Origin of the sequence: Streptomyces flavalbus (genome assembly GCF_042674625.1) — a bacterium.
In the GTDB taxonomy this organism is placed as follows: Bacteria; Actinomycetota; Actinomycetes; order Streptomycetales; family Streptomycetaceae; genus Streptomyces; species Streptomyces flavalbus.
The window spans coordinates 4,752,371-4,777,422 of the sequence record NZ_JBHTEB010000001.1; the positions used below are offsets into that span (position 1 = coordinate 4,752,371).

Genomic DNA, 25,052 nt, shown 5'->3' on the forward strand with positions numbered 1-25,052 from the left:
TGAGTTACATGTTCATACGCAGGACCCAGGCGTACCCCGCCTGACACCCCCGGTTCGGAGGCTGGGGACCCAGGCCGTACCTAATCTTTGAAACAGAAGAGGCCGGCGGCTGGGAGGCGGTTCTGTGGAAGACCTCCGAAGACAAAACTGGAGCCATTGAATGGCACGCGTTTCCGGTGTTGACATCCCGCGCGAAAAGCGCGTGGAGGTCGCCCTCACCTACGTGTTCGGCATCGGCCGGACCCTTTCGCAGCAGACGCTGGCCGCCACCGGCGTCGACCCGAACACCCGCGTCCGCGACCTCTCCGAGGAGCAGCTCGTCGCGATCCGCGAGTACGTCGACAACAACATCAAGACCGAGGGTGACCTCCGTCGCGAGATCCAGGCCGACATCCGCCGCAAGGTCGAGATCGGCTGCTACCAGGGTCTCCGCCACCGCCGCGGTCTGCCCGTCCGCGGTCAGCGCACCAGCACCAACGCTCGCACCCGCAAGGGCCCGCGTCGCGCCATCGCCGGCAAGAAGAAGCCGGGCAAGAAGTAGTCCGCAGCGGACAACGCTTCATCAGCGGTCTTCGCTGTAGGACCGACCACCTCCCCGTAGGAGTTACAGATGCCCCCCAAGGGTCGTCAGGGCGCTGCCAAGAAGGTGCGCCGCAAGGAAAAGAAGAACGTCGCTCACGGCCACGCGCACATCAAGAGCACGTTCAACAACACCATCGTCTCGATCACGGACCCCTCGGGCAACGTGATCTCCTGGGCCTCCGCCGGTCACGTCGGCTTCAAGGGCTCCCGGAAGTCCACCCCGTTCGCCGCGCAGATGGCCGCCGAGTCGGCCGCCCGGCGTGCGCAGGAGCACGGGATGCGCAAGGTCGACGTGTTCGTGAAGGGCCCGGGTTCCGGTCGTGAGACCGCGATCCGCTCGCTCCAGGCGACGGGTCTCGAGGTCGGCTCCATCCAGGACGTCACCCCGACGCCGCACAACGGCTGCCGTCCGCCCAAGCGCCGCCGCGTCTGATCTTCGACGCGGGCTGCTTGGTCTGAGGTTTTCGGGCGGTACGGCTCTTCCGGGCCGTATCGCCCGTACCCTTGTAGTACTCAAGGACGTCAAATAGCGGGCGTCCATGACTGAAGGAACGCACCATGCTGATTGCTCAGCGTCCCTCGTTGACCGAAGAGGTCGTCGACGAGTTCCGCTCCCGGTTCGTGATCGAGCCGCTGGAGCCGGGCTTCGGCTACACCCTCGGCAACTCCCTCCGCCGCACCCTCCTGTCGTCGATCCCCGGCGCTGCTGTCACCAGCATCCGCATCGACGGCGTCCTGCACGAGTTCACCACCGTGCCGGGCGTCAAGGAGGACGTCACCGACCTGATCCTGAACATCAAGCAGCTCGTCGTCTCCTCGGAGCACGACGAGCCGGTCGTGATGTACCTGCGCAAGCAGGGCCCGGGTCTGGTCACCGCCGCCGACATCGCGCCCCCGGCCGGTGTCGAGGTGCACAACCCCGACCTCGTCCTCGCCACGCTCAACGGCAAGGGCAAGCTGGAGATGGAGCTGACCGTCGAGCGCGGTCGCGGCTACGTCTCCGCCGTGCAGAACAAGCAGGTCGGCCAGGAGATCGGCCGTATCCCGGTCGACTCGATCTACTCGCCGGTCCTCAAGGTGACGTACAAGGTCGAGGCCACCCGTGTCGAGCAGCGCACCGACTTCGACAAGCTGATCGTCGACGTCGAGACCAAGCAGGCCATGCGTCCGCGTGACGCCATGGCGTCGGCCGGTAAGACCCTGGTGGAGCTGTTCGGTCTCGCCCGCGAGCTGAACATCGACGCCGAGGGCATCGACATGGGCCCGTCCCCGACGGACGCCGCCCTGGCCGCGGACCTGGCGCTGCCGATCGAGGAGCTGGAGCTGACGGTCCGCTCCTACAACTGCCTCAAGCGTGAGGGCATCCACTCCGTGGGTGAGCTGGTCGCGCGGTCCGAGGCGGACCTGCTGGACATCCGCAACTTCGGTGCGAAGTCCATCGACGAGGTCAAGGCGAAGCTCGCGGGTATGGGCCTCGCGCTGAAGGACTCGCCTCCCGGGTTCGACCCGACCGCCGCGGCGGACGCGTTCGGCGCGGACGACGACGCGGACGCCGGGTTCGTGGAGACCGAGCAGTACTAAGAGCTCGGGCCATCCGGTCCGTACTCGGGTGCGGGTGCGCTGTGGCTTGTCGCGCAGTTCCCCGCGCCCCTTCCGGACGACAGCCCCTTCGGGGCTCGTCGCCCGGATCTCTGACAGACAACCGTCTGCTCAGATACTGACCCCGGTACCTGACACGGCCGGGGCAGACACCTAGGAGAAACACCATGCCGAAGCCCACCAAGGGTGCCCGTCTGGGCGGCAGCGCCGCGCACGAGAAGCTGATGCTCGCGAACCTCGCGAAGTCGCTGTTCGAGCACGGCAAGATCACCACCACCGAGGCGAAGGCCCGCCGCCTGCGCCCGTACGCGGAGCGTCTGATCACCAAGGCGAAGAAGGGCGACCTTCACAACCGCCGCCAGGTGCTCCAGGTCATCACGGACAAGGGCATCGTGCACACGCTCTTCACCGAGATCGGCCCGCGCTACGAGAACCGGCCCGGTGGTTACACCCGTATCACCAAGATCGGTAACCGCCGTGGCGACAACGCGCCCATGGCCGTCATCGAGCTGGTCGAGGCGCTGACGGTGGCCCAGGAGGCCACGGGTGAGGCCGAGGCCGCCACCAAGCGCGCGGTCAAGGAAGACGCCCTCAAGAAGGACGAGGCCGTCGAGGACGCCAAGCCGGAGGCAGCCGAGGAGGCCGCCGACGAGGAGTCCAAGGACGCCTGAGTCCGACCCGCGTCACGACGGGCCCGCCCCCTGCTCGGGGGTGGGCCCGTTCGCGTACCTGAGAGGATTCCGGTGTGAGTGACGAAGTACAGCCCGGTGACGTCCGTATCCGCCTCGACCTGTCCTACGACGGCACCGACTTCTCCGGCTGGGCCAAGCAGGCCGGGGGGCGGCGGACCGTGCAGGGCGAGGTCGAGGACGCGCTGCGGACGGTCACGCGGTCCGGGGGGACGACGTACGAGCTGACCGTGGCCGGGCGGACCGACGCGGGCGTGCACGCGCGCGGGCAGGTGGCGCACGTGGACCTGCCCCGCCAGGTGTGGGCGGAGCAGGGCGCGAAGCTGCTCAAGCGGCTCGCGGGGCGGCTGCCGAGGGACGTCAGGGTGTGGGCGCTGCGGGAGGCGCCGAGCGGCTTCAACGCGCGGTTCGCGGCCGTGTGGCGGCGGTACGTGTACCGGGTGACCGACAACCCGGGGGGCGTGGACCCGCTGCTGCGGGGGCACGTGCTGTGGCACGACTGGCCGCTGGACGTGGCCGCGATGGACGCGGCGGCGAAGTCGCTGATCGGTGAGCACGACTTCGCGGCGTACGCGAAGAAGCGCGAGGGCGCGACGACGATCCGGGAGATCCTCGACTTCGGGGTGCGCCGGAACGCGGACGGCGTCGTGGAGATCGAGGTCCGCGCGGACGCCTTCTGCCACAACCAGGTGCGCGCCATGGTCGGCGCGCTGCTGTTCGTCGGGGACGGGCACCGGGGCGTGGAGTGGCCGCGGGAGGTGCTGGAGGCGCGGGTCCGCGACAGCGCGGTGCACGTGGTCCGGCCGCACGGCCTGTGCCTGGAGGAGGTCGGCTATCCGGCGGACGAGCTGCTGGCGGAGCGCAGCCGGGTGGCACGCAACCGGCGGGCGTGAGCGCCGGCGCAAGCCCCGGGCGCACGCCCGTACCGGCGACTACTCGCTGGCGGCGGCCGAAGCCTGGGCCTCGCCGCGGCGGCGGATCTGGCGGAAGGTGAACTCGGCCAGGTCGTCGCCGGTCGAGAAGACCGCCGTGTCCTTGGTGGTGACGTCCTTGCCGTTGGTGAAACCGGCGAGGGTGAAGTAGGCGTACCGGCCGTAGGAGTTGGTCGTCGAACGGCAGACCGCGCCGGTGCAGAACGGCTTCACGCCGCCGCCGGACAGCGCCCGGACGATGCTCTTGGTGTCGGCCTGGCCCTTGGCCTTGGTGGCCTGCGCCTCGGTGTCGAAGACGGCCACGCCGACCGTGACCGCGACCCCGTCCCTGGTGTAGGTGACCCGCATCAGCCGGGTGCAGTCCTGGGCCTGGAGGACCTTCGGCAGGGTGCCCTGCGCGGCGGAGGCGCAGGTCGTCGTGTCGGCGGTCGGCCCCTTCTTGTAGACCGTGTCGCCCATGGTGAGCTGGGTGCCCGGGAACAGGGTCTGCGGGCTCAGCTCGGCCTTGTCCTTCTTCGCGCTGGAGATGAAGTCCTTCGGGTCCAGCGGCGGCGGCGCCGAGGTCGGCTCGAACGACGGCGCGGCCGGGCTGCTGGGCAGGTCAGCGGTGGCGGGCAACTGGGAGGACGGCGTCTTGGCGGACGGGTCGCCGCCGTTCGCCGACACGACGGCCACCGCGACGGCGGCGCCCACGGCGACCGTCGCCAGCGCGCCACCGCCGATCAGCAGCAGCCGACGGCGTTTGTTGCGCGCCTCGGAGGCCTCGGCCAGCGCGGCCCAGTCCGGGGTCTGGCTGCCGCCGCTGTTCCACGGCTGCTGCTGTGAGTGCGGTTTCCAGGGATCCCACTGCGACTGAGGTCCCCCCTGCCCAAAGCTCATGGGCCGCATCTTAGACGGGCCGCGCCGCGCGCCGACCCGGGTCAACGACGCCTGGGGGAGGTGGCGTTGGTGTGTCCGGGCGTGCCTAGTCGCGCTGCGTCCCCGTATGGTCACCCTTGGTCGCTACCGGTGTCCGCCGTTCGCTCGTTTTGACCCGTCCCGGCGACCCCGGTATCCTGCTGGTTCGTTGTGTATTGGCTTGCTCATTCTCACGGGACGGGCCCTTACACCGGTCCACCGGGCCGATGACCAGCGACCCCACGCACGCGGTATGCGTCGCCGCCGTGGGTACAGGCTGTCGTGATCGTTTCGGTGACCTTGTCAGGACCATTCACTCGAAGCGAAGGCTACGAACCGTGCGTACGTACAGCCCCAAGCCCGGCGATGTGACGCGCCAGTGGCACGTCATCGACGCTCAGGACATCGTCCTGGGCCGTCTCGCCTCCACCGCCGCGTCCCTTCTCCGGGGCAAGCACAAGCCGATCTACGCGCCCCACGTCGACACCGGTGACTTCGTCATCATCATCAACGCCGACAAGGTGCACCTGTCCGGCAACAAGCGGACCCAGAAGATGGCGTACCGCCACTCCGGCTACCCGGGTGGTCTGCGCTCCGTCCGCTACGACGAGCTGCTCGACAAGAACCCCGAGAAGGCCATCGAGAAGGCCGTCAAGGGAATGCTCCCCAAGAACACTCTGGGCCGTCAGATGCTCTCGAAGCTGAAGGTCTACAAGGGTGACCAGCACCCGCACGGCGCGCAGCAGCCGCAGCCGTACGAGATCACCCAGGTCGCGCAGTAAGTCCGGCCACCCCCTAAGACTGAAGAGAATCTGAGGAGAATCGTGGCCGAGACCACTGCCGAGCAGCCGCTCGAAGAGCTTGACATCGACAGCTACACCACCGAGTCCGAGGTCCCCGTCGAGGGCGAGTACACCTCGGAGTCCATGGCCTCCCGCTTCGGCGAGCCCCAGCCCGCCGCGGGCCTGGGCCGTCGCAAGAACGCCATCGCCCGCGTCCGGATCGTCCCGGGCACCGGCAAGTGGAAGATCAACGGCCGCACCCTTGAGGACTACTTCCCCAACAAGGTGCACCAGCAGGAGGTCAACGAGCCCTTCAAGGTGCTCGAGCTGGAAGGCCGCTACGACGTCATCGCCCGCATCGCCGGTGGCGGTGTCTCGGGTCAGGCGGGCGCCCTGCGCCTGGGCGTGGCCCGCGCGCTGAACGAGGCCGACGTCGACAACAACCGCGGTCCGCTGAAGAAGGCGGGCTTCCTGCGCCGCGACGACCGTGCGGTCGAGCGCAAGAAGGCCGGTCTGAAGAAGGCCCGCAAGGCTCCGCAGTACAGCAAGCGCTAACCTGCGGTTTGCCCCGTACTCCGAACGCCCCGGCGGCACGCCATCGTGCTGTCGGGGCGTTCGTGTATCGCGGCCATCGGGCGTATAACGTCACAAGGTGCTCAAAGGCTGATGTGATGAGCTGGTGTGATGAGCTGGTATGGCCACCGGAGCCGTGTGCGCGGGCCGCAGAACGGCGGCGGCTTCCGGAACTGATGTTTTCTCAGGAGGACAAGTGGGACGACTCTTCGGCACGGACGGCGTGCGGGGTGTCGCCAACGCGGATCTGACGGCCGAGCTGGCGCTCGGTCTCTCCGTCGCGGCGGCACACGTACTGGCCGAGGCGGGCACCTTCGCGGGCCACCGGCCGACGGCGGTGGTCGGGAGAGACCCGCGTGCGTCCGGGGAGTTCCTGGAGGCCGCCGTGGTGGCGGGCCTCGCCAGCGCGGGCGTGGACGTGCTGCGGGTCGGCGTCCTGCCCACCCCGGCCGTGGCGTACCTGACCGGCGCGCTCGGCGCCGACCTCGGCGTGATGCTCTCCGCCAGCCACAACGCCATGCCGGACAACGGCATCAAGTTCTTCGCCCGCGGCGGGCACAAACTCGCCGACGAGCTGGAGGACCGTATCGAGGCCGTGTACGAGGAGCACCGCACCGGCGAGCCCTGGCAGCGCCCTACGGGTGCCGGAGTCGGGCGGGTACGGACGTACGACGAGGGCGCGGAGCAGTACGTCGAGCACCTCCTCGGCGTCCTCCCGAACCGGCTCGACGGGCTGAAGATCGTCCTGGACGAGGCGCACGGCGCCGCCGCGCAGGTCTCGCCGCTGGCGTTCACCCGGGCCGGGGCCGAGGTCGTCACCATCGGTGCCGAACCCGACGGCCTCAACATCAACGACGGCTGCGGCTCCACCCACCTCGACCACCTCAAGGCCGCCGTCCTCGCGCACGGCGCCGACCTGGGCATCGCGCACGACGGCGACGCCGACCGCTGCCTGGCCGTCGACCACACCGGCGAGGAGGTCGACGGCGACCAGATCCTGGCCGTCCTGGCGCTGGCGATGCGGGAACGTTCCGCGCTGCGCGCCGGGACCGTCGTCGCGACCGTCATGTCCAACCTGGGCTTCAAGCTGGCCATGGAGCGCGAGGGCATCCAGCTCGTGCAGACCGCGGTCGGTGACCGGTACGTCCTGGAGGAGATGAAGGAGCGCGGCTACGCCCTCGGCGGCGAGCAGTCCGGCCACGTCATCGTCCTGGACCACGCCACCACCGGCGACGGCACCCTCACCGGCCTGCTGCTGGCGGCCCGGGTCGCCCAGACGTCCCGTCCGCTGCGGGAGCTGGCGTCCGTGATGGAACGCCTCCCGCAGGTCCTGATCAACGTCCCCGACGTGGACAGGTCCCGCGTCGGCACCTCCGCCGACCTGCTCGCGGCGGTCACCGAGGCGGAACGGGAGCTGGGCTCCACGGGCCGCGTCCTGCTGCGCCCCTCCGGGACCGAGCCGCTGGTGCGGGTGATGGTCGAGGCGGCCGACATCGACCAGGCACGCTCGGTGGCGGGACGGCTGGCGGACGTGGTCAAGTCGGCGCTCGGATAGTCCTCGGGGTCAGGCGCGCGGTGGCAGGTGCAGTCGTCCGCGCTGTCTGGCCCACAGCCACTTCTGGAGCAGCATCGTGGTGGTCCCGGCGACCGTGATGCCGAAGAGGTTCAGCAGCAGTTGCTTGCTCGACCCGGCCGTCTGGGCCATGTCTCCGTAGCTCAGGGCGACCGCGGCGTTGGCGGCGGCCGGGATCGTCGTCACCGAGATGGCCACGCCGACCAGCGCACCGGACTTCGCGGAGGTCAGGGAGAGCGTGCCCGCGATCCCCGCCAGCACCGCCACCACGAAGGAGAAGGCGTCGGGGGCGTACACGAACCCGGTCTGCGGCCGTTCGCCCTCCAGCTTGGCCTCGGTGAACAGCCCCCCGGCGTCCATGAGCAGGCTGAACAACACCGTCACCGCTATCGCCAGCGCGAACCCCGCCAGCAGCGCGTTCAGCGAGCGCAGCGCGAGCCGGGGCTGCCGCTGCACCACCGACGTCGAGATCCCGGTCAGCGGCCCGAACTCCGGCCCTACGGCCATCGCGCCCACGATCAGGATCGCGTTGTCGAGGACGACACCGCAGGCCGCGATCATCGTGGCGAGCGTGATGAACGCGAGATAGGTGACCGACAGCGTCGACTCCTCGTGGGTCTCCTCGACCAGGTGCTCCCACAGCACGGCGTCCGCTGGCTCGCCGGGCGCGTCCTTCTCGGCCTGGACGGCACGCTCGGACAGCGACAGGTCGATGTTCTCCACGGCGATCGAACCGCACTCCTCGATGCCGAGCCGCTGGAGCCCGTTGAGCAGCTCGTCACCGGCCTCCCGGGCGACGTCGCAGGTGACGACGTCCCCGGCGGGCTCCCTGGCCACGCCCGGCATGACGACGACATGGGTGGTGCCGACGGTGTCGTCGATCAGCCGCACCACGTCGTCGGTCTTCTCCCGCGGGACGATCAGACGCAGATGCAGCATGGCGGCAGCGTAGCCGTCACAGCTTGCGCAGACTCAGCCGTTGCACCTTGTGGTCGGGCCCCTTCCGCAGCACGAGCGTGGCCCGCCCCCGCGTCGGGGCGACGTTCTCGACGAGGTTCGGCTTGTTGATCGTCCGCCAGGTGGTGCGGGCGTAGTCGAGGGCCTCCTCCTCCGACACCTGCGTGTACCTGCGGAAGTAGGAGGACGGGTTCTGGAACGCGGTGTCCCGCAGCTTGCGGAACCGGTTCAGGTACCAGCGCTCGATGTCCTCGGTGCGCGCGTCGACGTACACGCTGAAGTCGAAGTAGTCGGCGAGCCCGACCCGGGTCCGGCCGTCCTTGCCGGGCAGGGCGGGCTGGAGGACGTTCAGCCCCTCGACGATCAGGATGTCCGGCCGCCGGACGACCAGCTTCTCGCCGGGGACGATGTCATAGATGAGGTGTGAGTAGACGGGCGCGCTGACCTCGGCCTTCCCCGCCTTGATATCGGCGACGAAACGGGTGAGCGCCCGGCGGTCGTACGACTCGGGGAAACCTTTCCGCGACATCAGCCCGCGCGCCTGCAACTCCCGGGTGGGCAACAGGAACCCGTCCGTCGTCACCAGCTCCACCCGTGGGTGCTCCGGCCACCGCGACAGCAGCGCCTGGAGCAGTCGCGCCACGGTCGACTTCCCGACCGCGACCGACCCGGCGACCCCTATCACGAACGGCGTCCCGGCCTGCGACCCCTGCTCCCCGAGGAAGGTGTTCAGCGCCCCGCGCAGCCCGTCCGTCGCACCGACGTACAGGTTCAGCAGCCGCGACAGCGGCAGATAGATGTCCCGCACCTCGTCGAGGTCGATGACGTCCCCGAGCCCGCGCAGCTTCTCCACCTCCTCGGCGGACAGCGGCAACGGCGTCTTGTCGCGCAGCGCGCTCCACTCGGCTCGGGTGAGATCGACGTAGGGAGTCGCCTCCGGCCTGGGCCGGTGGGCGCTCCGGGGCATCGCGGGGACCGGAGAGATCACAGTCCATTGTTAACGGGATCGGAACGGGGCGCGGGGTGGGGTACGTCACGTGAGGGGGACGCCCCCCCGTCTGCGGTCGCCGGGACCCGATCGGATCGGGCACAGGAACCCGACCGGATCGGGCACAGGATGTCGGGTCCGCGGTGCCGCCCGCTTCCTAGCGTGGAGGTGCGAAAGAGGAAGGAGACCGGGGTGCTGGAGCGGCTCAACCAGTGCATGGAGTACATCGAGCGGCATCTCGACCAGCCCGTCGACGTGGCGGAGCTGGCCCGTGTCGCGGCCACCTCCGAGTACCACCTGCGCCGGATGTTCTCGGCCCTCGCTGGCCTGCCGCTGTCGGAGTACGTCCGACGCCGTCGGCTGACGGTCGCGGGCGCCGAGGTGCTGGACGGGCGGGTGACACTGCTGGAGATCGCGGTGCGCTACGGCTACGGCTCGGGGGAGGCGTTCGCGCGGGCGTTCCGCGCCATGCACGGAGTCGGGCCCGGCGAGGCCCGGCGTGATGGGAGCCCGCTCGTGTCACAGCCCCGGCTGACCTTCCGCCTCACCGTCGAAGGGAGCAGCAGTATGCGGTACCGCGTTGTGGAGAGGGCGGAGTTCACCGTCGTAGGACTGAAGGCCCGGGTGCCGTTGGTGCACGTGGGACCCAACCAGGCGATCATCGACTTCGTGCGGGGTCTGGAGCCGGGGGTGCTGGAGGCGCTGAAGGGGCTCCCCGGTCAGGAGCCGGAGGGCATCGTCGCGGTCTGCGACGACCTGGACCCGAGCCGTGCCGAGGGGACCGAGCTGGACTACTACCACGGGGTCGTCACCTCGGCCGCCGCCGCCGACGTCCCGGAGGGCGCGGTGGCGCTGCCCGTCCCGGCCGGTACGTGGGCGGTGTTCACCACCTCGGGTCCGACGCCGGAGGCGATCCAGTACCTGTGGCGTGACGTGTTCACGGAGTGGTTCCCGTCGAACCCGTACCGCGGTCGCCCGGGTCCGGAGATCCTGCGCACCCGGATGTCACCGGACGGGACGGAGGCCGAGGCGGAACTGTGGCTTCCGGTGGAGCGGGAGCCGGTTCGGGTCTGACTGCCGTAGCCCGCTGGCGCTGGTCACCGGGCTATGGCAGGGGCCGGGGCGAGGTCGGCGGCTTGCGCAGCAGCCACTGGGCGAACGTGCGGCGCGCGGGGCGTACGACCACCCGGCCGAAGGTCTTCTGCCCGACCAGCTCCACGCGCAGGGTGACCGGGGCTTCGGGGTTCTGCGGGGTACGGCGGTACTTCACCCGGCTGTGGAGCATGTTGAGGCCGTCGGTGTCGACCACGATGCCGGGCCGGGTGATCAGGGTCAGGTTCTTGCCGGTCATGGCCACGTCTATACGCAGGGTGTCCTGCGTGATCACGGCCTCGGTGAAGTCGAGCGTCACCGCGCAGAACGTCACCGCCAGCTCCAGCCGCCGCGGCACCACCCAACGCCCCGAGCGCTCGACCGGCCCGCTGTGCACCTGCTCGATGCGGACGACGTCCTTGACCTCCGTACCGGCCACGCCCGCCGTCGCCGGTACGGAGGGCAGGTCGGCGGTGAGCGGGGCCAGTTCGCTCAGGGTGCGGGCCGACAGGGCGGCCTCCAGGCGCTCGTCCAACTCCTCGACGGTCAGCAGCCCGTCGCCCGCCGCGACACGGAGGACGTCCACGACCCGGTCCCGGTCCGCGTGGGAGGCGCGCAGGTCGGGCGAGGCGGCGGGCGTGGCCGCGGAATCGGGGGCGGGACGAGGGTGCTTCCCGCTGGGCGAAATCTCTCCCGACATGCTTCTGTCCTGCTCCCGTCGCGTCCCGTCGCGTCCCGTCGAGTGTCGTGGAATGCCGTTGAGCAAGGCTAGCGCTATATCGCGACACGTGTCCCGGCGCCGCTGGGCCGACTTCCACTCCGTGCGTTCTTACGATTCGTACGACGGTGGGAATTTCCGAATTCGGGCAGGCGGGGGCGAGTTCGGACGGAGATTCGGACGTAGGGTGCCGCACATGTGCGGAATCGTGGGATACGTGGGGCCGCAGTCGGCTCTTGAGGTCGTGATGGCCGGGCTGAAGCGGCTGGAGTACCGGGGCTACGACTCGGCGGGCGTCGCCGTGCTCGCCGACGGCGGGCTGGCGGCGGCCAAGCGCGCCGGGAAGCTCGTCAACCTGGAGAAGGAGCTGACGGAACGGCCGCTGCCGACCGGTTCGAACGGGATCGGCCACACCCGGTGGGCCACGCACGGGGCGCCGACCGACGACAACGCCCACCCGCACCTGGACAACGCGGGCCGCGTGGCCGTCGTCCACAACGGCATCATCGAGAACTTCGCCGCGCTGCGGGCCGAGTTGACCGAGCGGGGGCATGAGCTGGCCTCCGAGACCGACACGGAGGTCGTCTCCCACCTGCTCGCCGAGGAGTACTCCTCCTGCGCCGACCTGGCGGAGGCGATGCGGCTCGTCTGCCGACGGCTGGAGGGGGCGTTCACGCTGGTCGCGGTCCACGCCGACGAGCCCGACGTGGTCGTGGGCGCGCGGCGGAACTCCCCGCTGGTGGTGGGCGTGGGCGAGGGGGAGGCGTTCCTCGCTTCCGACGTCGCGGCCTTCATCGCCCACACCCGGGACGCCATCGAGCTGGGGCAGGACCAGGTCGTCGAGCTACGGCGGGACGGGGTGACCGTCACCGGCTTCGACGGGCGTCCGGCGGACGTGCGGTCGTACCACGTCGACTGGGACGCCTCCGCCGCGGAGAAGGGCGGCCACGACTACTTCATGCTCAAGGAGATCGCCGAGCAGCCGAAGGCGGTCGCGGACACGTTGCTGGGGCGTATCGACGGTGCCGGGTCGCTGCGCCTTGACGAGGTGCGGATTCCGGTGGGTGTGCTGCGGCAGGTCGACAAGGTGGTGATCGTGGCGTGCGGTACGGCCTTCCACGCCGGGCTCATCGCCAAGTACGCCATCGAGCACTGGACGCGGATTCCGTGTGAGGTGGAGCTGGCCTCGGAGTTCCGGTACCGGGACCCGATCCTCGACCAGCAGACCCTCGTCATCGCCGTCTCCCAGTCCGGCGAGACCATGGACACGCTGATGGCCCTGCGGCACGCCCGCGAACAAGGCTCCAAGGTGCTGGCCATCTGCAACACCAACGGTTCGACGATTCCCCGGGAGTCCGACGCCGTCCTCTACACCCACGCGGGGCCCGAGGTGGCGGTCGCGTCGACCAAGGCGTTCCTGACGCAGTTGGTGGCCTGCTATCTCGTCGCGCTGTACCTGGGCCAGGTACGGGGGACCAAGTTCGCCGACGAGATCCGGGACGTCGTCCGCGACCTGTCGCGGATGCCGGGTGCGGTGGAGCGGGTGCTCGGCACGATGGGGCCCGTGCGGGAGCTGGCCCGGTCGCTGGCGGGGAAGGGGACGGTGCTCTTCCTGGGGCGGCACGTGGGGTATCCCGTCGCCCTGGAGGGCGCCCTCAAGCTCAAGGAACTCGCCTACATGCACGCCGAGGGCTTCGCGGCGGGCGAGCTGAAGCACGGGCCGATCGCGCTGATCGAGGAGGACCTGCCGGTCGTCGTGGTCGTGCCGTCGCCCCGGGGGCGGTCCGTCCTCCACGACAAGATCGTCTCCAACATCCAGGAGATCCGGGCCCGGGGCGCGCGGACGATCGTCATCGCGGAGGAGGGGGACGAGGCGGTCGTCCCCTACGCCGACCACCTGGTCCGGGTGCCCGTCACCCCCACGCTGCTCCAACCGCTGGTCGCGACGGTCCCGTTGCAGGTCTTCGCCTGCGAACTGGCGACGGCACGGGGGAACGAGGTGGACCAGCCTCGGAACCTGGCGAAGTCAGTGACGGTGGAGTGAGGTTGGTGACTTGAGGGCTGCGAGGAAGGGGGTGAAGGCGGTGGTGGGGAAGGTGAGGGTGGCTTGGGTGGGGGCCTTGGAGTCGCGGATGGATATGTGGGTGGGGGAGGGGGCGATCTCTACGCAGTTGTTGCCGTCTCCGCCGCCTGAATAGGGGGACTTCCGCCAGTTGTCGTGCGCCGTAGTCATGGAGTGGTCGTACCCCCTTCTGTCTTGAGGGCGTCAACGAAGGCGGTGAATGTGGCGGCCGGGAATGTGAGTATGGCCCGGGTTGGGGTCTTTGAGTCCCGGATGGCTATGTGGGTGCGGTGGTCCGCGACTTCTACGCAGGAGTCGCCGTCGCCGGGGCCGGAGTAGGACGACTTCCACCAGTCGCCGGAGGTTCTCATAGGGCGGCTCACAGCTCCTTCGCCAGCCTGTGGATGTAGTCACGTGACCGCTCGGGATCGAGCGACACTGCCTCCACCTTATGAAACAGGGCTCGAAATGCGCTGAGTTGGGCTTCGGAGTCGATGAACGCTGCGCCGTGAGGGCCATCGCGTACGACCGTGTCCAGCTTGCGAACGGGGCCCCCTGCGTACGTCATGGCACTGGTGGCACCGGCGAAGCCCTCCAGGCTGAAGGGGATGACACGCACGGTGACATGCTCGGCTTCGGAGAATTCCGCGATGCGTGTGAGCTGGGTGCGCGATGTGGCTCGGTCGCTCACCATGATGCGCAGCGCTGCCTCATGAACGACGACTTCGTACGGTGTGGGGGTAGAACCGTCCAGGATGACCTTGCGTTGCATTCGATGGCGTACGCGCAGGTTCAACTCATCCTGTGGAAGTTCAGGAACTCGGTAGGCATACACTGCGCGGGCGTATTCCTCGGTCTGGAGTGGGCCGGGGATGTAGAGGAACTGGACCTCCCGAATGAACGTGGCGTGGTGTTCCAGTTCGGCGAGGTCGAGAAACGGTGTCGGCAGCAGGCCGCGGTACTCCTCCCACCAGCCGCGGCTTCGGTCGGTGGCCATGGCGGCGAGGGCGTCGATGAACTCCTCGTTCGTGCAGGAGTAGTGGGAGGCGAGGCGGCGCAGCCGCTTTTCGCTCACGCCAGCGACTCCGGACTCGATCTGACTGATTTGGACGCGACTCACACCGAGCAAGGCTGCCGCGTCGACGGTAGTGAGTCCTGCGGCGTCGCGGAGTCTGCGCAGTTCGACCGCCAAGCGCATCTGGCGGGCTGTGGGTTCGCGCCTCAGGACCATCGAGTTGCTCCTTGTCCAACACGCCCGTAGGCGAGCCTCGTTCGGGGGCAGATTACGCGACCGGCTTGCTCGGTATGACAGGTTAGCCCTACTGTCGGTGACGCGACGGGCACACTGCGGAAGCGCACCGCTCCGTCCTGCCGTCACGGCTGCGGCAATGACACCGCTGGCTGCCCCCACCCCCACCTCCCCCACTACCGAACCGGAGCTGACGCATGTCCGAAAGCGACTCCTGGGAGTACTCCCTCTCCGTCCCGAACGACCCCCGCGCCGTCACCGTGAGCCGCCGCACCCTCCGTCTCGTCCTCACCGTGCACGGGCTGATCCGCTTCGTGGACGTGGCGGAGCTGCTCGCGGCGGAGCTGGTGTCCAACGCCGTACTGCACACCAAAGGGCCCGCCGCCCTGCGAGTGCGATGGGCGGCGGGCGTGCTGCGGATCGGGGCGTGGGACGCCGATCCTGAACCCCCGCAGCCGCCGACGCCGTTCGAGCGGAGCGGGGACGCCGAGGGCGGGCGGGGACTGGCGCTCGTGCGGGCCTGTTCGGACGTGTGGGGGTGGCAGCCGCTGGCCAGGGACGGGAACCGGGGCAAGTACGTGGGGTGCGAGCTGACGTCGGCGGCGTGAACGTTTCACCGCCGCTCGAAAGGGTGAACGCCTCCGCGTTTATCGGATCTGTCGGACTTCGCATCGGGAAAGTGGCGCTCATGGTCACATCCACCCACGAGACCTCGCACCGGATCTTCCAGGATCACCCCGAGGTCCTCACCCCCGTCTTCGAGGCGTTGGGGCTGCCGCCGCCCGTGAAGGCGGACATCGAGGCGATCACGCCGGACGCGACTGAGGTCAAGCCACTTGAGCGGCGTGTCGACACGGTGCTGAAGGTCATCCCCTCAGATGGCGACGCCTTCCTGCTCGCCATCGAGGCCCAGACCGCTCCGGCAGACGACAAGGGCGTCAACTGGACGTATTACACGGCGTACTTGCAGGCCAAGTTCCGTCTGCCGGTGCTGCTTGTCACGGTCTGTCGGAAGAAGGCGACGGCGACTTGGGCGGCCGGGCCATTCGAGTGCCGCGTCGGCAACTGGTCGACCCTGGTCCTGCGCCCGTTCGTGCTGGGCCCGGACACCGTCCCGCGCATCACCGACGAGTCGGACGTGGCCCGCCAGCCCGCGCTGGCCACCTTCGCGGCGATCGTCCACAGCGAGAGCGAGGGAATCAGCGGCATACTGAATCTGCTGGCTCACGCGATGCGGTCGTTCGACATGGCCACCGCCAAGTACTGGTCGGAACTGCTGGAAATCGGCCTGGAGAACACTCCGGCCAAAGAAACGTGGAGAGAGCTGGAGAGAATGGTCATCAGTTACTTCCCTGGCCGGGGCACTGTTTTCGAGGAGGCATACCTCGATGGTGAAGCCAAGGGCAAGGCCGTAGGAATGGTGGAGGGCAAGGCCGTAGGCATGGTGAAGGGCAAGGCCGAAGGAAAGGCTGAGGGCATCCTGCGTGTCCTTGAGGCTCGTGGCCTCTCCGTCTCCGACGCCGTGCGGGACCGCGTCAGCGACTGCACCGACCTCGCGCTCCTGGACAACCTGCTGGTGCGTGCCGTCACCGTCGAACGGGCCGATGAGCTGTTCGGTGAGAGCGCCGAGGCGCAGGGCGGCTCCTGAGCTGGACCCCGCCGTAAGGTGCTCCGCATGAGCATCATCGGAGTCGGCATCGACGTAGCCGAGATCGATCGGTTCCGGGCGTCCCTGGAGAGGACGCCCGGGATGGCGGAGCGGCTCTTCGTTGAGCGGGAGTTGGTGTTGCCGAGCGGTGAGCGCCGGGGTGTCGCCTCGCTCGCGGCGCGGTTCGCGGCCAAGGAGGCGTTGGCCAAGGCCCTCGGCGCACCCGCCGGGCTGCACTGGACCGACGCCGAGGTGTACGTCGAGGACAGCGGGCAGCCCCGGCTACGGGTTACCGGGACCGTGGCCGCGCGGGCGGCGGAGCTGGGGGTGCGGTCGTGGCACGTGTCCCTCAGCCATGACGCCGGGGTCGCGTCGGCCGTGGTGATCGCCGAGGGGTGATGACGCGGGCGTCTGGGGAGGGGTTGCCGTTGGGGCCGCCCGCTTCTTTCGCCAGGGTCGTGCTTCCGCGGCCCGGCCTCAAGGGCGCTCCGCTGTCGCTCCGCGTCGGCTGCGCCGATCGGCCTGCGGCCGACCCTTGACCCCGGTCCGCTCCAGCACGGGTGAGAAGCGCGCGGGCGGCCCGGAAAGACGGGGGGCCGGGGTGGGTCGGTCCCTTGGGCGGGCTTCTTGGTTGGGGTGGGTGTGGGGGCGCGTCGGCGCCTCGCCTGCACGCCGGGTGGGCTTAGCGGCTTGCGGCCCGGTGGGGGTGGGGAGGGGGAGTGGGGGAGGGGTGTGTGTCAATGGGTGGGTGGTGATTGGGTCCTTTGGCTCACGCCCTCCTGACCAGGGCCGACGACCACCCACCCTCCCCTGGGGAGCAGTCGGGGAAGACCGGTCAGGGCGTGAGTCAAAGGGGCCAATCGCCCCCTCCCCGCACACTCCTGGGGCCCATGTGACAGCAGAGGCAAGCCCTCGCCCTCCTCCTCTACTCCCTCGGCTTCCTCGCCCCCCTCCCCCCACCGGGCCGCAAGCCGCTAAGCCCACCCGGCGTGCAGGCGAGGCGCCAGCGCGCCCCCTCAGCCCCGGCCCACTACGCACCCCACCTGGAGGGACAACGGACCTGGGCCCCCGCCTTTTTCCGGGCCGTCCGCTCGCTTCTTACCCGTGCTGGAGCGGACCGGGGTCAAGGGTCGGCCGCAGGCCGATCGCCGAAGGCGACGCGGAGCGACAGCGGAGCGCCCTTGAGGCCGGGCCGTGGAAGCACGACCCTGGCAAAGAAGCGGGCGGCCCCGACGGCAACCCCTTCAGTAGGCGTCCGCAGCAACGCCCCCCCCGCGCGGCTCAGGGCATCGGTGGTTTGATCTCGCCCGCGAAGACGATGATCTGGTCGATGAGGCTTCGGCGGAGGTGGACGACGTCCGTGCCTGCCAGGCGGGGGCCTCCGGACGGGGTGGTGAAGACCCACTGGTAGCGGGCCCACTCGTTCGGCATGTCCACCGCCGAGCAGCGCACCATCGTGCCGGTGCCCGCCGGGTGGCGTCGGATGTCGAGGACGAACTGCTCGACCGCCTCGATTCCCTCGCTGCGGCCCAGCGGGCCCCAGAAGACCACGTCCGAGGTCAGTGCCTGGGAGAGCAGCGACGTCACATAGCTGTCGTCCGAGGCGTTGAAGGCGGAGATGAACGTGTCGATCGCTGACCGCGCGGTCTCTTCCTGCATGTACCAGTAGTACCAGTTGGGGTGGGGCGGGGGAGGGCGGTCAGCAGACCGACTGGGTGCTGTTGATCAGGGTGTTGTTGCGGAACGTGGTGTTCGTGCCGCAGGGGTTTTCTCGGATCGTTGAGTTGGTCACCGTCAGGTTCTGGATCGTGATGTTGTCGTTGTTCGGGAACTCCGTGCGCGCCGCCAGGCGGATCTCGCCGCCGCCCGTCACCGTGCCGCCCTGCGCCGCGACGTTCACGTTGTAGCAGTTCTCGATGAGGATGGCGTTGTTGCCCGTGTTGGAGAGCGTGACCCGGTCGATGACCGCTCCGCCACTCTCCGAGACGCAGAACACGCCCCGGCCGCCGCCCCGGGCCACCACCTCGCCGACCCGGATGTTCGTGGGGTAGCCGCTGCCCACCCGGCCGTTGCGGTTGGCCATGCGGAAGGCGGCGTAGCCCGTGCCGGTGCCCGCGCCGTCCGCGTCGACCTTGCCCACGGTGGCGTTGATGGTCTGGTTGAGGAGCAGGCCCGAGTAGCCGACGTTCCTCGCCGTCACCGTGCCGATCGTCAGGCCGTCCACCCCGTACGTCTCCACCGCGTGGTTCGAGGCGCCGGAGACGTAGGCGTTGTCGATGCGGACGTTGCGGGTCCACTGGGTCGTGTCGCCCCGGTTGTCGATGCGGATGCCCAGGCCCGAGGAGAGGCGCATGTCTATCTGGCCCAGGGTCGCGTTCACGACGTTGCGCATGAAGACGCCGTAGAGCGGGGTGCCCGTGACCGTCAGGTGTTGGACCTCCACGTCCCTCGTGCCCCTGGAGTAGATCGGGGCCTGGTCGCCCGAGCCCGTGCCCGTGACGTTGATCGTGCCGCAGACGTCCAGGGTGGTGTAGGAGGGGAGGCTGATGCGGGTGGACGCCGGGACGCTGCCCGAGCCTCGGACCACCACCCGTTCCTTCGCCGTGCGGGTCGGCGTCAGGCTGTTGATCGCCGACTGGATCGCCGTACGCATGTCCGTGCCCGTGTAGACCGTGCCGCCGCCCCGGCGGGCCGTCCAGGTGCTGCCGTTCAGGGCGGCCTCGGCCTGGTACGTGCCCTCGCCGCAGGTGGCGGCCGAGGCGGTGGGGGCCGTGGTGAGGGCGCCCGCCGCGGCGAGCAGGACCGTGGCGGTGGTGGCGGCCAGAAGTGCGGCTCTGCGTCCCATGAGAGTCCGGTGTCCTTCCGCGTCGAACTGGTTCGAGTGAATCGATTCATCCTGTGGGGGTGGGGAGTTTGGCAATGGGGTGGCAAAGCGTCAATGGGGGCAGCGGAGATCGGTACGTGACGGCGTGGACGGGAGAGACTCGGGTCATGCGGACTGCTTACAGCGTGGAGACCGTCAGGGCGGCCGAGCGGGCGGTGATGGCACGGCTCCCGGAAGGGGCCCTGATGCAGCGGGCCGCCGCCGGGCTCGCCGCCGCCTGTGCCGAGTTGCTGGGGAAGGTGTACGGGCGGCGCGTCGTGCTGCTCGTGGGGACCGGGGACAACGGGGGTGACGCCCTGTACGCCGGGGCGCGGCTCGCCCGGCGGGGGGCCGGGGTCGTGGCCGTGCCGGTCGACCCGGAGCGGGTGCACCCCGGGGGGCTCCGTGCGCTGCGGGCGGCCGGGGGGCGGGTCGCATCCGTTGGCGACGGGGCTCCGGCGGTCATCGAGAGGGCCGACCTCGTGGTGGACGGGATCGTGGGGATCGGGGGGAAGGGCGGGCTCCGGGGGGCCGCCGTCGAGTTGGCTGAGGTTGCCCGGAAGGGGCCCGGGGCCGTCGTCGCCGTCGATCTGCCGAGCGGGGTCGACGCCGACAGCGGGGAGGTGCGCGGGGCCGCCGTGCGTGCCGATCTCACCGTGACCTTCGGGGCGTACAAGCCGGGGCTCCTCGTCGATCCCGCGCGGGAGTACGCCGGGGTCGTGCGGCTCGTCGACATCGGGCTGGAGTTGCCGGACGTCGGCGAGCTTGAGGCCCTCCAGCACGCTGACGTGGCCCGGCTGCTGCCCGTGCCCGGCGTCGAGAGCGACAAGTACCGGCGCGGTGTGGTCGGGATCGCCGCCGGGTCCGCCCGGTATCCCGGGGCCGCTGTCCTCGCCGTCGCGGGGGCGTTGCGCGGCGGCGCCGGTGCCGTGCGGTACGTCGGGCCCGCCAAGGACGCCGTGATCGCGCGGTTCCCCGAGACGCTCGTGTCGGACCAGGGGCCCCGGCACGCCGGTCGCGTGCAGGCGTGGGTCGTGGGGCCGGGCGCCGCCGACGACGCCTCCGCCGTGGGTGAGGTGATCGCCGCCCACGTGCCGGTGCTGCTGGACGCGGACGGGTTGCGGTTGGCCGACCCCGACGCCGTACGCGCGCGCACCGCGCCCACCCTGATGACGCCGCACGCCGGGGAGGCCGCCGCCCTGCTCGGCGTGGGCCGTGAGGAGGTCGAGGCCGGGCGGCTGGACGCCGTACGCGAGCTGGCGCGGCGGTACCGGGCGACCGTGCTGCTGAAGGGGTCGACCACCCTGGTCGCCGACCCCGAGGGCGGGGCCGTACGGGTGAACGCCACGGGGACGTCGTGGCTGGCCACCGCCGGGAGCGGGGACGTGCTGTCGGGGCTCGTCGGGTCGCTGCTCGCGGCCGGTCTCTCGGCGTTGGACGCGGGGAGCGTGGGGGCGTATCTGCACGGGCTGGCCGGGAGGTACGCGGCGGACGGGGCTCCCGTGGGGGCGCATGACGTCGCGGAGGCGGTTCCGGGGGCCTGGCGGGACGTGTGTGACTGAGGGGGCGTAGGGGGCTGAGGGGTCTGTGTGGCCAATGTGGCTGAACGGGCCCTCTGCGGCTGACGTGAGGTGACGCGGCGGCGCCGGGATGTGGTCGCCGTGCACAGGCCCCCTCCCGCCCGGCACGCGGGACCTCGTGTCAGTGCCCTCTGAGAGACTGGGCGCGATGACTGAGACAGCACTTCTGCCGACCGCCCCGCTGCGCGCCCGCGCCGAGATCGACCTGGCCGCGCTGCGGGCGAACGTGCGTGCCCTGCGGGAGCGGGCTCCGGGGGCCGCGCTGATGGCCGTGGTGAAGTCGGACGCGTACGGGCACGGTGCCCTGCGCTGCGCGCGCGAGGCCGTCGCGGCGGGCGCGAGCTGGCTGGGGACGGCCACGCCCGAGGAGGCGCTGGTCCTGCGGGCCAAGGGCGGGCTGCCCGACGGCGTGCGGATCATGTGCTGGCTGTGGACGCCGGGCGGGCCCTGGCGGGAGGCCATCGACGCCGACCTCGACGTGTCCGTGAGCGGGATGTGGGCGTTGCGGGAGGTCAGCGACGCCGCGCGGGCCGCCGGGCGGCCCGCGCGGGTGCAGCTCAAGGCCGACACCGGGCTCGGGCGCAACGGCTGCCAGCCGGGAGACTGGGCGGAGCTGGTCGGCGCCGCCCTGGACGCCGAGCGCGCCGGGCTCGTCCGCGTCACCGGGCTCTGGTCGCACTTCGCCTGCGCCGACGAGCCGGGGCACCCCTCCATCGCCGCGCAGCTCGGCGCGTTCCGGGAGCTGGTCGGGTACGCCGAGCGGCAGGGCGTGCGGCCCGAGGTGCGGCACATCGCCAACTCGCCCGCCACCCTGACCCTGCCCGAGTCCCACTTCGACCTCGTCCGGACGGGGATCGCGCTCTACGGCATCTCGCCCAGCCCCGAGGTCGGCGTCCCGGCCGACTTCGGACTGCGGCCGGTGATGACCCTGTCCGCCTCGCTGGCCCTGGTGAAGCACGTACCGGCGGGCCACGGCGTGAGCTACGGGCACCACTACACGACGCCGGGTGAGACGACCCTCGGGCTCGTGCCGCTGGGGTACGCCGACGGGATACCGCGGCACGCCTCCGGGGCCGGGCCCGTGCTGGTCGGCGGGAAGTGGCGGACGGTCGCCGGGCGGATCGCGATGGACCAGTTCGTCGTCGACCTGGGCGGCGACGAGCCCGCCGTGGGTGCGGAAGCGGTGCTGTTCGGGCCCGGCGACCGCGGGGAGCCCACCGCCGAGGACTGGGCGCAGGCGGCCGGGACCATCGCGTATGAGATCGTCACCCGCATCGGAACGCGCGTTCCCCGCGTCCATGTGAACGAGGTGGCGAGCGGGGCGGGGAGCTGATCAGCCAGGTGGGTGAAACGTCCCGGTGAGTGCCCCGGGCACGTGAGCGAGCCGCCGGACGGGTAACTCGCAGAGGGCACGACACGGAACGGCACGACACGGCACGGGCAGCGCGGCAAGGTCGGCGGACGGGTACGGCGAAGAGGAGCGGTACGTGAGCGAGAGCAGTGCGGAGGGCGTCGTCGCGGACGCGGCTGCCGCGGCCGTCGCCTCCGCCACGGGGGCCGCCGCGGGGAGCTGGCGCAGGGCGACCGGCATCGCGGGCACCGCGATAGGCGTGCTGGCGGCCGGTGCGGCGGCGGGCGTCGCGATCGAGCGGCTCACCGTCGGGCGCGGGATGCGGCAGAAGGCCCGCCTCGCGCTGGACTCCGCCGGTCCGTACGGCGCCCTGCGCGGGCTGCCGGGCAAGGCGTACGCCGACGACGGCACCGAGCTGTACTTCGAGGTGGACGACGTGGACCCGGAGGCGCAGCTCGCGCCCCGCAGGCGTCGGCTGTTCGGCCGCAAGGCGCCCGCCCCGGTGACCGTCGTGTTCTGCCACGGGTACTGCCTCAGCCAGGACTCCTGGCACTTCCAGCGGGCCGCGCTGCGCGGTGTCGTCCGGACGGTGCACTGGGACCAGCGCAGTCACGGGCGGTCCGGGCGCGGCGTGGCACAGATCCAGGACGGGCGGCCGGTCAGCATCGACCAGCTCGGGCAGGACCTGAAGGCCGTGCTCGACGTGGCCGCGCCGGAGGGGCCGCTCGTGCTGGTCGGGCACTCCATGGGCGGCATGACGATCATGGCGCTGGCGGCCCAGTACCCCGAGCTGGTGCGGGAGCGGGTCGTCGGGGTCGCGTTGGTGGGGTCGTCGTCGGGGCGGCTCGGCGAGGTCAACTTCGGGCTGCCGGTCGCCGGGGTGAACGCGGTGCGGCGGGTGCTGCCGGGCGTGCTGAAGGCGCTGGGGCAGCGGGCCGAGCTGGTGGAGAAGGGGCGGCGGGCGACCGCCGACCTGTTCGCCGGGATCATCAAGCGGTACTCGTTCGCCGCCCGGGACATCGACCCGGCGGTGGAGCGGTTCGCCGAGCGGATGATCGAGGGGACGCCGATCGACGTCGTCGCGGAGTTCTACCCGGCGTTCACGGAGCACGACAAGACCGAGGCGCTGGTGCACTTCGCCGACATACCGGTGCTGGTGCTGGCCGGGGTGCAGGACCTGGTGACGCCCAGTGAGCACAGTGAGGCCATCGCGGACCTGTTGCCGGACGCCGAGCTGGTCCTCGTACCGGACGCGGGGCACCTGGTGATGCTGGAGCACCCGGAAGTGGTCACCGACCGGCTCGCGGACCTGCTCACCCGCGTGGGTGCCGTGCCCGCAGGGGCTACCGTAAGTGGCTATGGAAGCACCAGCAGCACCGCACAACCCGGCTGACGGACCCACGGGCGGACCCGGGGGGACTGAACTGGTCGTCACCTCGCCCGAGCAGATGCGGGACCTGGGCCGTCGGCTCGCCAAGCTGCTGCGCGCCGGTGACCTCGTGATGCTCAGCGGGGAACTGGGCGCGGGCAAGACGACCCTGACGCGCGGGCTCGGTGAGGGGCTCGGCGTCCGGGGGGCCGTCACCTCGCCGACCTTCGTGATCGCCCGGGTCCACCCGTCCCTCGGGGACGGGCCGCCGCTCGTCCACGTCGACGCCTACCGGCTCTCCGGAGGGCTCGACGAGATGGAGGACCTGGACCTCGACGTCTCGCTGCCCGACTCGGTGATCGTGGTCGAGTGGGGCGAGGGCAAGGTCGAGGAGCTGACGGACGACCGGCTGCACCTCGCCATCCACCGGGCCGTCGGGGACACCACCGACGAGGTGCGCCGGGTGACGCTCACCGGGATCGGGGCGCGCTGGGCCGGGGCCGACCTCAGCGTGCTGACAGCCTGACCTCAGGGTTCACCGTCACACCCCGCGTTTCCGACATGTTGTCGGGACCTTGTTGCGCGGGGTGGCTTCGGCGTGTTCAGATGGTATCCCGCGTTGGTTAGGTATACCTAACCGCATCCGCCCCCGCACTTCAGGAGGCGCCCCATGACGGTCAGCGAACGAGACGAGGCCCCGCGCGGCACGGTGCCCGGCTTCCCCGACGGCGTGTCCATGCGCGATCTGCTGGCGTCCTGCGCCGCCGCCGACCTCGTCTCCCGGCCGCCCCGCGACCCGGAGCCGTACGGCGGCTCGGCGCCGGTCCAGCGGGCGCGCGAAGCCGCCTGATCCAGCTCCCGCCGGGGGCTACGGGACCACGATCACCCTGCGCCCCACCGTCGCGAACTCCCACATCGCGTCGCCGTCCGCCCGGGTCTCCCGGATGCCGCCCGTGCGCGTGCTCACGCCGGGTGCCGGGGTCGCGCCCGGCACGGCGGCGCTGAAGCCGACCGTCACGCCGTCCACGGTGGCGAAGCGGACGACGTGCTCCACGGGCACGCCGTCGGAGCCGGTGATCCGGCCCGAGCGGGAGGAGACGGTGTAGGGGCCCGGCGCCGGATCGACCGTGCCGGGGGCGACCCTGAAGGTGCGCCGCACCCGACCGTCGTCCTCGACGAGCCAGACCCGGTCGTCGTCGAGGGAGTACACGACGCGTTCGCCCGTGCCGGAGTGGGCGGGCAGCGCCGTGGGGTGCCGGGCGTCGCGGGGGGCCTTGGAGGCCAGCGCCGCCAGGGACGCCGCCGCCCGCGGGCGGGTGAGTTCGAGGGGGACGTTGGCGGACGCCTGGTAGGTGAGGTACCCGACCGTGCCGAGGGCCGCCGCGGTGAGCCCGGCCACGATCCCCGCGCTGCTGCTTGCCACCCTCGCCCACCTCTACGCCGTGTCACCGTATGTCATCGTAAGGAGCCGTATGTCCGGCTGCCGCCTGCGGCGACCGTAGCAGCGACCGCGGCCCCGACCCGGGCGGCCGTGCGCGCGGCGCGGGA

General features: G+C 70.8%; 28 protein-coding genes. 18 read left to right on the forward strand and 10 right to left on the reverse strand.

Annotated features, from left to right (window positions below; genetic code table 11):
* The first annotated feature begins 160 nt into the window (after positions 1-160).
* The 5 genes from rpsM to truA all read left to right on the forward strand — a co-directional run bounded on the left by rpsM (position 161) and on the right by truA (position 3,763).
* Positions 161-541, forward strand: coding sequence for a 30S ribosomal protein S13 (rpsM, locus tag ACFQZ6_RS21550; RefSeq protein ID WP_037858429.1), 381 nt, complete (start codon positions 161-163; stop codon positions 539-541).
* 69 nt (positions 542-610) lie between these two features.
* Entirely contained in the window at positions 611-1,015 is a 405-nt protein-coding gene (gene rpsK, locus ACFQZ6_RS21555; protein ID WP_003956432.1) for a 30S ribosomal protein S11, read from the forward strand.
* 125 nt (positions 1,016-1,140) lie between these two features.
* The gene (locus tag ACFQZ6_RS21560) at positions 1,141-2,163 is read left to right on the forward strand and encodes a DNA-directed RNA polymerase subunit alpha (RefSeq protein WP_003966937.1); all 1,023 of its coding nucleotides are present in this window, start codon (positions 1,141-1,143) and stop codon (positions 2,161-2,163) included.
* Positions 2,164-2,348: 185 nt separating this feature from the next.
* On the forward strand, positions 2,349-2,852 hold the full coding sequence (rplQ, locus tag ACFQZ6_RS21565; RefSeq protein WP_381611531.1) for a 50S ribosomal protein L17: 504 nt from the start codon (positions 2,349-2,351) through the stop codon (positions 2,850-2,852).
* Positions 2,853-2,926: 74 nt separating this feature from the next.
* Entirely contained in the window at positions 2,927-3,763 is an 837-nt protein-coding gene (gene truA / locus ACFQZ6_RS21570; RefSeq protein ID WP_381611533.1) for a tRNA pseudouridine(38-40) synthase TruA, read from the forward strand.
* Between the two features lie 39 nt (positions 3,764-3,802).
* Here truA and ACFQZ6_RS21575 read toward each other — a convergent pair whose 3' ends face one another.
* The gene (locus ACFQZ6_RS21575) at positions 3,803-4,681 is read right to left on the reverse strand and encodes a hypothetical protein (RefSeq protein ID WP_381611535.1); all 879 of its coding nucleotides are present in this window, start codon (positions 4,679-4,681) and stop codon (positions 3,803-3,805) included.
* A gap of 356 nt (positions 4,682-5,037) precedes the next feature.
* Here ACFQZ6_RS21575 and rplM point away from each other — a divergent pair, with 356 nt between their 5' ends.
* The 3 genes from rplM to glmM all read left to right on the forward strand — a co-directional run bounded on the left by rplM (position 5,038) and on the right by glmM (position 7,609).
* Entirely contained in the window at positions 5,038-5,481 is a 444-nt protein-coding gene (rplM, locus tag ACFQZ6_RS21580) for a 50S ribosomal protein L13 (protein ID WP_360225301.1), read from the forward strand.
* Positions 5,482-5,523: 42 nt separating this feature from the next.
* Positions 5,524-6,036, forward strand: coding sequence for a 30S ribosomal protein S9 (gene rpsI / locus ACFQZ6_RS21585; RefSeq protein ID WP_019526966.1), 513 nt, complete (start codon positions 5,524-5,526; stop codon positions 6,034-6,036).
* Positions 6,037-6,250: 214 nt separating this feature from the next.
* Entirely contained in the window at positions 6,251-7,609 is a 1,359-nt protein-coding gene (gene glmM / locus ACFQZ6_RS21590) for a phosphoglucosamine mutase (protein ID WP_381611537.1), read from the forward strand.
* Positions 7,610-7,618: 9 nt separating this feature from the next.
* Here glmM and ACFQZ6_RS21595 read toward each other — a convergent pair whose 3' ends face one another.
* Complete coding sequence (locus tag ACFQZ6_RS21595; RefSeq protein ID WP_381611539.1) at positions 7,619-8,566, reverse strand: DUF389 domain-containing protein; 948 nt, start codon at positions 8,564-8,566, stop codon at positions 7,619-7,621.
* 16 nt (positions 8,567-8,582) lie between these two features.
* On the reverse strand, positions 8,583-9,551 hold the full coding sequence (gene coaA, locus ACFQZ6_RS21600; protein WP_381611541.1) for a type I pantothenate kinase: 969 nt from the start codon (positions 9,549-9,551) through the stop codon (positions 8,583-8,585).
* A gap of 213 nt (positions 9,552-9,764) precedes the next feature.
* Here coaA and ACFQZ6_RS21605 point away from each other — a divergent pair, with 213 nt between their 5' ends.
* Positions 9,765-10,646: an AraC family transcriptional regulator gene (locus tag ACFQZ6_RS21605; protein WP_381618512.1), complete on the forward strand. Its 882-nt coding sequence runs from the start codon at positions 9,765-9,767 to the stop codon at positions 10,644-10,646.
* Between the two features lie 31 nt (positions 10,647-10,677).
* On the opposite strand, the gene ACFQZ6_RS21610 is transcribed toward ACFQZ6_RS21605, so the two are convergent.
* Positions 10,678-11,364: a DUF1707 SHOCT-like domain-containing protein gene (locus ACFQZ6_RS21610; RefSeq protein WP_381611543.1), complete on the reverse strand. Its 687-nt coding sequence runs from the start codon at positions 11,362-11,364 to the stop codon at positions 10,678-10,680.
* A 214-nt stretch (positions 11,365-11,578) separates the two neighbouring features.
* On the opposite strand from ACFQZ6_RS21610, the gene glmS reads away from it, so the two are divergent.
* Positions 11,579-13,426, forward strand: a complete 1,848-nt coding sequence (gene glmS, locus ACFQZ6_RS21615; protein WP_381611545.1) for a glutamine--fructose-6-phosphate transaminase (isomerizing) — start codon at positions 11,579-11,581, stop codon at positions 13,424-13,426.
* On the opposite strand, the gene ACFQZ6_RS21620 is transcribed toward glmS, so the two are convergent.
* Genes ACFQZ6_RS21620 through ACFQZ6_RS21630 form a run of 3 tightly spaced genes read right to left on the reverse strand, consistent with a single transcriptional unit; the run spans position 13,409 to position 14,675 of the window.
* A complete protein-coding gene (locus tag ACFQZ6_RS21620) occupies positions 13,409-13,615 on the reverse strand; it encodes a DUF397 domain-containing protein (RefSeq protein WP_381611547.1) in 207 nt (68 codons plus the stop codon). The genes glmS and ACFQZ6_RS21620 overlap by 18 nt on opposite strands.
* A complete protein-coding gene (locus ACFQZ6_RS21625) occupies positions 13,612-13,815 on the reverse strand; it encodes a DUF397 domain-containing protein (RefSeq protein ID WP_381611549.1) in 204 nt (67 codons plus the stop codon). Before ACFQZ6_RS21625 ends, ACFQZ6_RS21620 begins: the two co-directional genes overlap by 4 nt.
* Before the next feature lie 8 nt (positions 13,816-13,823).
* Positions 13,824-14,675 carry a helix-turn-helix domain-containing protein gene (locus ACFQZ6_RS21630; protein ID WP_381611551.1) on the reverse strand — a complete coding sequence of 284 codons (852 nt, stop codon included), beginning with the start codon at positions 14,673-14,675 and terminating at the stop codon, positions 13,824-13,826.
* Positions 14,676-14,890: 215 nt separating this feature from the next.
* Between ACFQZ6_RS21630 and ACFQZ6_RS21635 the strand changes: the two genes are divergently transcribed.
* The 3 genes from ACFQZ6_RS21635 to ACFQZ6_RS21645 are packed head-to-tail and all read left to right on the forward strand — an operon-like array spanning position 14,891 to position 16,740.
* Positions 14,891-15,301: an ATP-binding protein gene (locus ACFQZ6_RS21635; RefSeq protein WP_381611553.1), complete on the forward strand. Its 411-nt coding sequence runs from the start codon at positions 14,891-14,893 to the stop codon at positions 15,299-15,301.
* Positions 15,298-16,341: a hypothetical protein gene (locus ACFQZ6_RS21640; RefSeq protein ID WP_381611555.1), complete on the forward strand. Its 1,044-nt coding sequence runs from the start codon at positions 15,298-15,300 to the stop codon at positions 16,339-16,341. The genes ACFQZ6_RS21635 and ACFQZ6_RS21640 overlap by 4 nt, the downstream gene beginning before the upstream one ends.
* 27 nt (positions 16,342-16,368) lie before the next feature.
* A complete protein-coding gene (locus ACFQZ6_RS21645; protein ID WP_381611557.1) occupies positions 16,369-16,740 on the forward strand; it encodes a holo-ACP synthase in 372 nt (123 codons plus the stop codon).
* A gap of 882 nt (positions 16,741-17,622) precedes the next feature.
* On the opposite strand, the gene ACFQZ6_RS21650 is transcribed toward ACFQZ6_RS21645, so the two are convergent.
* Both ACFQZ6_RS21650 and ACFQZ6_RS21655 read right to left on the reverse strand, forming a co-directional pair.
* The gene (locus tag ACFQZ6_RS21650; RefSeq protein WP_381611558.1) at positions 17,623-18,000 is read right to left on the reverse strand and encodes a nuclear transport factor 2 family protein; all 378 of its coding nucleotides are present in this window, start codon (positions 17,998-18,000) and stop codon (positions 17,623-17,625) included.
* 40 nt (positions 18,001-18,040) lie between these two features.
* Positions 18,041-19,186, reverse strand: coding sequence for a hypothetical protein (locus ACFQZ6_RS21655; RefSeq protein ID WP_381611560.1), 1,146 nt, complete (start codon positions 19,184-19,186; stop codon positions 18,041-18,043).
* Positions 19,187-19,332: 146 nt separating this feature from the next.
* On the opposite strand from ACFQZ6_RS21655, the gene ACFQZ6_RS21660 reads away from it, so the two are divergent.
* From ACFQZ6_RS21660 to ACFQZ6_RS21680, 5 genes are all read left to right on the forward strand, one after another.
* On the forward strand, positions 19,333-20,766 hold the full coding sequence (locus tag ACFQZ6_RS21660) for an NAD(P)H-hydrate dehydratase (RefSeq protein WP_381611561.1): 1,434 nt from the start codon (positions 19,333-19,335) through the stop codon (positions 20,764-20,766).
* Positions 20,767-20,932: 166 nt separating this feature from the next.
* Positions 20,933-22,117, forward strand: coding sequence for an alanine racemase (alr, locus tag ACFQZ6_RS21665; protein WP_381611563.1), 1,185 nt, complete (start codon positions 20,933-20,935; stop codon positions 22,115-22,117).
* A gap of 154 nt (positions 22,118-22,271) precedes the next feature.
* Entirely contained in the window at positions 22,272-23,528 is a 1,257-nt protein-coding gene (locus ACFQZ6_RS21670; RefSeq protein WP_381611564.1) for an alpha/beta fold hydrolase, read from the forward strand.
* Positions 23,494-24,030: a tRNA (adenosine(37)-N6)-threonylcarbamoyltransferase complex ATPase subunit type 1 TsaE gene (gene tsaE / locus ACFQZ6_RS21675; RefSeq protein WP_381611566.1), complete on the forward strand. Its 537-nt coding sequence runs from the start codon at positions 23,494-23,496 to the stop codon at positions 24,028-24,030. The genes ACFQZ6_RS21670 and tsaE overlap by 35 nt, the downstream gene beginning before the upstream one ends.
* Positions 24,031-24,174: 144 nt before the next feature.
* The gene (locus tag ACFQZ6_RS21680; RefSeq protein ID WP_381611568.1) at positions 24,175-24,354 is read left to right on the forward strand and encodes a hypothetical protein; all 180 of its coding nucleotides are present in this window, start codon (positions 24,175-24,177) and stop codon (positions 24,352-24,354) included.
* Positions 24,355-24,372: 18 nt separating this feature from the next.
* Here the strand turns inward: ACFQZ6_RS21680 and ACFQZ6_RS21685 are convergent, their stop codons facing one another.
* Positions 24,373-24,927, reverse strand: coding sequence for a hypothetical protein (locus ACFQZ6_RS21685; RefSeq protein WP_381611570.1), 555 nt, complete (start codon positions 24,925-24,927; stop codon positions 24,373-24,375).
* Between the last annotated feature and the right edge of the window lie 125 nt (positions 24,928-25,052).

What these genes read in the sequence shown, in the direction of transcription:
- ACFQZ6_RS21680 (WP_381611568.1), top strand. Translation starts at nt 24,175, where the DNA reads ATGACGGTCAGCGAACGAGACGAGGCCCCGCGCGGCACGGTGCCCGGC.
- ACFQZ6_RS21645 (WP_381611557.1), top strand. Translation starts at nt 16,369, where the DNA reads ATGAGCATCATCGGAGTCGGCATCGACGTAGCCGAGATCGATCGGTTC.
- ACFQZ6_RS21575 (WP_381611535.1), bottom strand. Translation starts at nt 4,681, where the DNA reads ATGAGCTTTGGGCAGGGGGGACCTCAGTCGCAGTGGGATCCCTGGAAA.
- tsaE (WP_381611566.1), top strand. Translation starts at nt 23,494, where the DNA reads ATGGAAGCACCAGCAGCACCGCACAACCCGGCTGACGGACCCACGGGC.
- alr (WP_381611563.1), top strand. Translation starts at nt 20,933, where the DNA reads ATGACTGAGACAGCACTTCTGCCGACCGCCCCGCTGCGCGCCCGCGCC.
- ACFQZ6_RS21660 (WP_381611561.1), top strand. Translation starts at nt 19,333, where the DNA reads ATGCGGACTGCTTACAGCGTGGAGACCGTCAGGGCGGCCGAGCGGGCG.
- ACFQZ6_RS21625 (WP_381611549.1), bottom strand. Translation starts at nt 13,815, where the DNA reads ATGAGAACCTCCGGCGACTGGTGGAAGTCGTCCTACTCCGGCCCCGGC.
- ACFQZ6_RS21610 (WP_381611543.1), bottom strand. Translation starts at nt 11,364, where the DNA reads ATGTCGGGAGAGATTTCGCCCAGCGGGAAGCACCCTCGTCCCGCCCCC.
- rpsK (WP_003956432.1), top strand. Translation starts at nt 611, where the DNA reads ATGCCCCCCAAGGGTCGTCAGGGCGCTGCCAAGAAGGTGCGCCGCAAG.
- coaA (WP_381611541.1), bottom strand. Translation starts at nt 9,551, where the DNA reads ATGCCCCGGAGCGCCCACCGGCCCAGGCCGGAGGCGACTCCCTACGTC.
- ACFQZ6_RS21595 (WP_381611539.1), bottom strand. Translation starts at nt 8,566, where the DNA reads ATGCTGCATCTGCGTCTGATCGTCCCGCGGGAGAAGACCGACGACGTG.
- ACFQZ6_RS21620 (WP_381611547.1), bottom strand. Translation starts at nt 13,615, where the DNA reads ATGACTACGGCGCACGACAACTGGCGGAAGTCCCCCTATTCAGGCGGC.
- ACFQZ6_RS21655 (WP_381611560.1), bottom strand. Translation starts at nt 19,186, where the DNA reads ATGGGACGCAGAGCCGCACTTCTGGCCGCCACCACCGCCACGGTCCTG.
- rplQ (WP_381611531.1), top strand. Translation starts at nt 2,349, where the DNA reads ATGCCGAAGCCCACCAAGGGTGCCCGTCTGGGCGGCAGCGCCGCGCAC.
- ACFQZ6_RS21560 (WP_003966937.1), top strand. Translation starts at nt 1,141, where the DNA reads ATGCTGATTGCTCAGCGTCCCTCGTTGACCGAAGAGGTCGTCGACGAG.
- ACFQZ6_RS21630 (WP_381611551.1), bottom strand. Translation starts at nt 14,675, where the DNA reads ATGGTCCTGAGGCGCGAACCCACAGCCCGCCAGATGCGCTTGGCGGTC.
- ACFQZ6_RS21635 (WP_381611553.1), top strand. Translation starts at nt 14,891, where the DNA reads ATGTCCGAAAGCGACTCCTGGGAGTACTCCCTCTCCGTCCCGAACGAC.
- glmS (WP_381611545.1), top strand. Translation starts at nt 11,579, where the DNA reads ATGTGCGGAATCGTGGGATACGTGGGGCCGCAGTCGGCTCTTGAGGTC.
- ACFQZ6_RS21650 (WP_381611558.1), bottom strand. Translation starts at nt 18,000, where the DNA reads ATGCAGGAAGAGACCGCGCGGTCAGCGATCGACACGTTCATCTCCGCC.
- rpsM (WP_037858429.1), top strand. Translation starts at nt 161, where the DNA reads ATGGCACGCGTTTCCGGTGTTGACATCCCGCGCGAAAAGCGCGTGGAG.